Below are 6,469 nucleotides of genomic sequence, written 5' to 3'. Positions count from 1 at the left end.
GCATAGAAGCGCTGCGGTCAACGCTTGCCGGATCGCAAATATAGCCGGTTGGCGCCCCTGCCTTCACATCGCAGCCGTGCCGATCTGCCGGAAAGCGGACATTGGCAATGTCGGCTAGGCGCCAGCTTCGGCTGCTCGTCTAATCGCACGGCCTGGAAGCGAACGTTGCAGATATCGAAAAGCGCCAACCAGATCCGGTGCCCACCCCTACCCTAAGCAAGCACCGGCTCAGCCGGCACTGTCCGCCCCCCGGGCCCGGCACGGTAGTTGCGGAAGCTCTTTGCCTTAACTGCGGCACTTTCAACTTAAACACCACAGTGATTACACCCAATTGTTTCAATTGGTTATGTTACGATTTGAGGAGCGTTGCGGCAAACTTCCCCTTTCCCCACACCAGCGACGATCCGGAGATTGCTATGAGACCGCGTGATCGTTCGCGGGCATGACCTCACCACCCAGGAGACAGCCGACCGGGCGGCCGTCGGCGAAGCCGATCCTGACCCGGATTTCCGAAAGCGCGTTCATCGCCCGGCCCTGCAGGATGGTGATGCGGCCGCTGTCGTGGGGAACGAGATCGTTCTTGAGCAGGCCGAAGACCAGCGCCGCCGCGGCGATGCCGGTCGCGGCATCTTCGGGATAGCCGGAGGATTTCGGGAACTGCCGCGCCTCGAAGCGCCGCTCGGCCTGATCGGCGACGGCATAGGGATAGAGCCCGGTCGAAGCGATACGCTCGCAGCATTTCTCCGTGAGCGCCATCTCGGTCGCCAGCGCCTGAAGATGCGCGACGCTCTTCATCGGGATCAGCGTCTTGACGCGCGAGGTCACCGCATTCTGGATCGGCAGGTCGAGCAGGTGGCTGCGCGCAATCCGGAGCGTCGCGAGCACGTCCTCCTCCTGCGCGCGCGTCAGGTCGACGACCTTGCCGACCGGCTGGCTGATCTCGACCGACGGGTTCTCTGACGCGCGGTTCTCGACATAGCCGGTGACCGGGCCGCTGCGCGTCTCGATCCGCATCTGCTCGGCATCGAGGCGGCCGGCCGTCGCCAGGCACCAGAGCGCGCCGATCGTGGCATGGCCGCACATCTCCATCTCGTGGCGCGGCACCCAGAAGCGGAAGGTGAAATCGGAATCGGTGCCGGAGGGCGGCCGGACGAAGCCGGATTCGTGACCATAGCGGGCCGCGATCGCCCGCATGTCCTCATCCTGCAACGCAGCCGCATCAATCACGATCGGACAGGGATTGCCGCCCTGGCCCTGATGCGTGAACACATTGACCATCCTGATCCCGTCTCGCGCCATAGCCGTGCCCTGTCCGTCGAAGTCGCAATTGCATGCCCCCTTGCCGGGGCAGCAACGGCTTGGCAGCAAACCGCTTGCCTCGCAACAAACCGGCGCGATCAGGCCGCCGCCGCAGCCTCGCGGCGCGAGACATGGGCGATCGCGGCGCGCAGATCATCCAGCGTTGCGTCGGCGCCGACGCAGCGCTCGGCGAGATGGCGGCGGAACATCCGCGCGCCGGGCCGGCCCGGAAACAGGCCGACGAGATGGCGGGTGAAGGCATGCACGCGCCCGCCCCTTGCGAGATGGGCGGCGATGTATGGCTCCAGCGCCTCCAACATAGCGAAGGCATCGACCACCGGCGCCTCCCGGCCGAAGAGCAGAGGGTCGACCTGGAGCAGGATCTCCGGGTTCTGATAGGCCTCGCGGCCGATCATCACGCCGTCGAGCTTTTCCAGATGAGCCGGCCATTCGGCGGGAGCTTTGATGCCGCCGTTGATCGCGATCGGCAAATCGGGGTTGGCGACCTTCAGGCGATAAGCGCGCTCGTAGTCGAGCGGCGGGATCTCGCGATTCTCCTTCGGCGAGAGCCCCTGCAGCCAGGCCTTGCGGGCATGGACGATCAGCGCATCGACGCCGGCCGCGCGCACTGAGGCGGTCAGCGCATCGAGCGCCGCTTCCGGGTCCTGGTCGTCGACGCCGATCCGGCACTTCACCGTGACCGGGATCGAGACCGCCGCCTTCATCGCCGCGACGCAATCGCCGACCAGCGCCGGCTCGCGCATCAGGCAGGCGCCGAAGGCCCCGCCCTGCACACGATCCGAGGGGCAGCCGCAGTTCAGGTTGATCTCGTCATAGCCGAAATCGGCACCGATCTTCGCGGCTTCCGCCAGGAGCTTCGGATCGTTGCCGCCGAGCTGGAGCGCGACGGGATGCTCCACGGCATCGAAACCGATCAGGCGGTCGCGGTCGCCACGGATCACGGCCTGCGCCGTCACCATCTCGGTATAGAGCAGCGCGTGGCGGGACATCAGGCGGTGGATGACGCGGCAATGCCGGTCCGTCCAATCCATCATCGGCGCCACGGAGAAGCGCCAGAAGCTCGCCTCGCTGCGATTTGCGGTTGTCTGGATAGCCATGCTCAACGTGGGTGGCCCGGGGGTGCCTTGGTCGGTGTTGTCTTCTCGCCGCTCCAGGCGATCGTGCCGTCGACCGAAGCCGAAACGACGAAACTGCGGCGTATATGGCGCAAATCCCCGGGATAGGCGAGAGGGGGCCCGAGAATTCCGATTCGGGCGGGCCTGCGCTGGTCCTGCCACATGGCGAGCAGGCCATGGAACCGCGCCGCCGGCCCGCGGTTGAAAGGACCAGAAGGTCGTGCGTCGCGGGGCCTCCCAAATGGCAACGATCCCGAAATGGCGGATACAACATTGGTCGACACACCGCCCGTTTCGCGGCGCTCCCGCATGCGCCAGTTCTTTCGCATCGCATCGCGCTATTGGCGCGGGAAGGCGCGCTGGCGCGCCTGGGCGCTCACGGTCACAGTCCTCGCCTTCATCGCGGCGCAGACCGCCGCCGCCGTCGGCATCAATCGCTGGAACCGCTGGTTCTTCGATGCGCTTGAGAAGCGCGATGTCGCAGCCGTCTGGGCGACGACAGGCTGGCTGCCGTTCCTGCTGGTGGCCTCGGCCCTCTCGGTCTCCGGCCTCGTCGTCAGTCGCATGCTGCTGCAGGTGCGCTGGCGCGAGAACCTGACGCGCCGCCTCTCCGGCTGGTGGATCGCGGACCAGCGCTATTATCGCCTGGGCTTCCTGTCGAAGAAGATGACGGCGCCGGAATACCGGATCGCCGAGGATGCCCGCCTCGCCATCGAGCCGCTGGTCGAGCTCGCGATCGGCCTGATCACCGCCTTCGTCACGGCCGCGACCTTCGCCGCGATCCTCTGGCAGGTCGCGGGCTCCGCCGAGTTCACGCTTGGCGGCGCCACGTTCGTGATCCCCAGCTACATGGCGGTCGCGGCGGTTGTCTATGCCACGGTCGCCTCGCTCGCGGCTTACCTCGCGGGCCGCCCGCTCGTCGCGCGTGTCGCCCACAAGAACGAGATGGAGGCGCAGTTCCGCGCCGAGATGACCCGGCTGCGCGAGAATGCGGAGAGCATTGCGCTGATCAAGGGCGATGCCGACGAGCGCAGCTCTGCCGGGGAAGGCTATCGACGCGTCGTCGCCGCCTGGCTCGGGATCGTGCGCCAGCAAGGCATCATCGCCCTGGTGCTCAATACCAACGGCGCGCTTTTCCCGATCGTCCCGCTCCTTCTGATCGCGCCGAAATTCCTGGCCGGCGCGATCACGCTCGGCGCCGTCGTGCAGGTCGTCGCGGCGTTCAGCGCTGTCCAGGCCGCCTTGATCTGGTTCGTCGACAATTTCGTGCGGCTGGCCGAATGGTTCGCCTCGGTCACGCGCGTCGACGAGCTGGTGGAGGAGCTGGAAGCTCTGGATATCGGCACGATCATGGAGAAGGACGAGCGGATCGTGCTCGGCGAAAGCGAAGACGACGCGATCCATCTCGAGAACCTGTCGATCGCCCATAGCAACGGGCGCGTCGTGGTCGCCGATGCCACCGTCACCATCGCGCAAGGCGCGAAGGCGCTGATCGCGGGCGAGAGCGGCTCCGGCAAGAGCACGCTGATCCGGGCGCTCGCCGGCATCTGGCCTTGGGGCTCCGGCTCGATCCGCGTGCCATCCGGCCAGACCATCGCCTTCGTGCCACAGAAACCCTATCTTCCGAAGGGAACCTTGCGCACGATCCTGCTCTATCCGGATTCCGACCGTGCCGTGGCGGACGAGGCGATCCTCGCGGCCCTGCAGCGCTGCGGCCTGGGCTATCTCGCCAAGAAGCTCGACGCGGAGGAGGACGATTGGGATCGCGCCCTGTCCGGCGGCGAGCGCCAGCGCGTCGCCTTCGTGCGCCTCCTGCTGCAAAAGCCCGACATCATCGTGATGGACGAGGCGACCTCGGCGCTCGACGAGGGTAGCCAGGCTTCACTGCTGGGCCTGTTCGACGAGGAACTCGCCGCGGCGACGCTGATCAGCGTCGGCCACCGTCCGGGCCTCGAAGATTATCACGACCAGAAGATCACGCTGGAGCGCCGGCCGGCCGGCGCGCACATGACGTCGAGGCGCATGCGGAAATCGCTCTGGCGGCTTTTCAAAAGCCGCAGCGCCGACAACGAGGACGAGCGGCAGGACGTCGAGAGAGTGTGACGGCGGCGCTCGCGAGGAGCGCCGCCGCAATCGTCACTTCTTGGCGCGGGCGACGATCTGCGTCGGGTTGACGAAGCGCAGCGCGATGATGAGCCAGATCAGCGTGGTGATCATGTAGATCACCGCCATGGCGTCGATCGACTGCACCGCGCGGACACCGGCGGCGAAGACCGCGTAGTAGAGCGCGACGACGAGCGTCTGGCTGGTCGGCCCGGCCGTCAGGAAGGTCAGCTCGAACATGGCGAGCGTCCTGACGAGCACCAGCAGCAAGGCCGCGAGGATGCCGGGCATCAGCAGCGGCAGCAGCACATGCACGAAGAGCTTGAAGGTGTTGGCGCCGAAGACGCGCGCGGCCGACTCGATCTTGGTGTCGATCTGCTCGATGAACGGGATCATCACCAGGATAACGAAGGGCACGGTCGGCACCAGGTTCGCCAGCACGACGCCCGACATTTGGCCGGCGAAGCCGGTCTGGTAGAGCACCGTCGCCAGCGGGATGCCGAAGGTGATCGGCGGCACCAGGAGCGGCAGCAGGAAGAGCAGCATGACGAGCTTCTTGCCCGGGAAATCGCGCCGCGCCAGCGCATAGGCCGCGGGCACGCCGATCAGGCCGGAGAGCGCCACCACCAGGAAGACGATCTGGAAGGTAACGAGCAGCACGTCATAGAGCTGGAATTCCGACCAGGCGGCCGAATACCAGCGCGTCGTCCAGCCGGCCGGCAGCCAGGTGCCGAGCCAGCGCGTCGAGAAGGACGAGGTCACCACCGTCGCGATCATCGCGAAGAGGTTGACGATGAAGAAGCCGATCAGCGTCCAGTTGGCGGCCGCCCAGAGCTTCGTCGAGAGACGGGTGTCCTTGACCATGGCTCAGCCCTTTCCGCCGCCGGCAGGGCCGCGATACAGAAGGCCGCGCGCGGCCAGGACCACGACGACGATGGCGAGCTGCACCACGCCCATGATCATCGCGACGGCCGAAGCCATGGAGTAGTCGTATTCCTCGAAGGCCGCCTGATAGGCCGCGATCGAGATGACGCGGGTCGGACCCGAGGGCGCGCCGAGCAGCACCGCCGAGGGGAAGACCGAGAAGGCCTGTACGAAGCTCAGGCAGAAGGTGATCGCGAGGCCGGGCAGCAAGAGCGGCAACAGGATGTGCTTGAAGCGCTCCCAGGGACCTGCGCCCAACGTCGCGCCGGCATTCTCCAGCGCCGGATCGATGCCGGACAGGTAGGAGAGCGTCAGCAGGAAGGTGAAAGGGAAGCCGGTGATGACCAGCGAGAGCATCACGCCCCAGTAATTATGCAGCAGCTTCACCGGTGTGGAGATGATGCCCGCCGTCATCAGCACGCGGTTGAACCAACCCTGCGGCCCGAGATAGTTCAGCAGCCCCTCGGCGACCAGGACGGTACCGAGCGTGATCGGGATCACCAGGATCGTGGTCAGCAGGCGCTGGTTCTGCATCAGCCGGACGCGGAAGGCGATCGGGATCGCCAGCAGCAGCGTCGCGACCGTCACAGGCAAGGCGAGCCAGAGCGTCGTCGCGATCGTCCCGTAGAGGAAGCGATCCGAGAAGAAGCGCTGGTAATTGGCGAACATGCCGCCCTGCTTCGGCTCGAAGGAGAGCACGAGCCCGTAGAGGAACGGGTAAATGAACAGCGCCAGCAGGAACAGGATTGCGGGCACGACTAGCAGCGTCAGCCCGTCCAGTCCGCGCGCCGCCAGCCGCTGCTTCAGCGGGATGGAGGAGATGTCCGTGCTCACGCCGCCCCTCCATAGACGAGGACGCGGTCGGGCTCGGCGGCGAGCGTCACCGTCTCGCCGGGGCTGAGCTTGTCATGGGCGAGGAAGGACAGGTCCGTGCCATCGGCCATGCGGGCGAAGCCGACGAACTCGCGGCCGCGGAACTCGGTCGAGACGACCTGCGCCTTGAGGCC

Annotated in this window: 6 protein-coding genes; 1 reads left to right on the top strand and 5 read right to left on the bottom strand. The window is 66.5% G+C overall.

Annotation, left to right across the window (positions count from 1 at the left end; all coding sequences use genetic code 11):
* Nucleotides 1–414: 414 nt before the first annotated feature.
* The gene (locus JHD80_RS26385) at nucleotides 415–1,299 is read right to left on the bottom strand and encodes a PhzF family phenazine biosynthesis protein (protein WP_282568447.1); all 885 of its coding nucleotides are present in this window, start codon (nucleotides 1,297–1,299) and stop codon (nucleotides 415–417) included.
* Nucleotides 1,300–1,397: 98 nt separating this feature from the next.
* Nucleotides 1,398–2,417, bottom strand: a complete 1,020-nt coding sequence (gene dusA / locus JHD80_RS26380; protein ID WP_199093429.1) for a tRNA dihydrouridine(20/20a) synthase DusA — start codon at nucleotides 2,415–2,417, stop codon at nucleotides 1,398–1,400.
* 327 nt (nucleotides 2,418–2,744) lie between these two features.
* On the opposite strand from dusA, the gene JHD80_RS26375 reads away from it, so the two are divergent.
* On the top strand, nucleotides 2,745–4,538 hold the full coding sequence (locus JHD80_RS26375) for an ABC transporter ATP-binding protein/permease (RefSeq protein ID WP_199093427.1): 1,794 nt from the start codon (nucleotides 2,745–2,747) through the stop codon (nucleotides 4,536–4,538).
* Nucleotides 4,539–4,571: 33 nt separating this feature from the next.
* Here the strand turns inward: JHD80_RS26375 and JHD80_RS26370 are convergent, their stop codons facing one another.
* The 3 genes from JHD80_RS26370 to JHD80_RS29435 form a co-directional block, all read right to left on the bottom strand.
* Nucleotides 4,572–5,402 carry an ABC transporter permease gene (locus tag JHD80_RS26370; RefSeq protein ID WP_199093425.1) on the bottom strand — a complete coding sequence of 277 codons (831 nt, stop codon included), beginning with the start codon at nucleotides 5,400–5,402 and terminating at the stop codon, nucleotides 4,572–4,574.
* Nucleotides 5,403–5,405: 3 nt separating this feature from the next.
* A complete protein-coding gene (locus JHD80_RS26365; RefSeq protein WP_465246563.1) occupies nucleotides 5,406–6,296 on the bottom strand; it encodes an ABC transporter permease in 891 nt (296 codons plus the stop codon).
* On the bottom strand, nucleotides 6,293–6,469 hold a 177-nt coding region (locus JHD80_RS29435), incomplete at its 5' end, for a TOBE domain-containing protein (protein ID WP_199093423.1). The genes JHD80_RS29435 and JHD80_RS26365, both read right to left, overlap by 4 nt.

It is taken from the genome of Allobosea sp. ASV33, from assembly GCF_016428755.1.
Lineage (GTDB): Bacteria > Pseudomonadota > Alphaproteobacteria > Rhizobiales > Beijerinckiaceae > Allobosea.
This window is presented reverse-complemented; position numbering and strand designations above follow the sequence as displayed.

What these genes read in the sequence shown, in the direction of transcription:
- JHD80_RS26385 (WP_282568447.1), bottom strand. Translation starts at nt 1,299, where the DNA reads ATGGCGCGAGACGGGATCAGGATGGTCAATGTGTTCACGCATCAGGGC.
- JHD80_RS26370 (WP_199093425.1), bottom strand. Translation starts at nt 5,402, where the DNA reads ATGGTCAAGGACACCCGTCTCTCGACGAAGCTCTGGGCGGCCGCCAAC.
- dusA (WP_199093429.1), bottom strand. Translation starts at nt 2,417, where the DNA reads ATGGCTATCCAGACAACCGCAAATCGCAGCGAGGCGAGCTTCTGGCGC.
- JHD80_RS26375 (WP_199093427.1), top strand. Translation starts at nt 2,745, where the DNA reads ATGCGCCAGTTCTTTCGCATCGCATCGCGCTATTGGCGCGGGAAGGCG.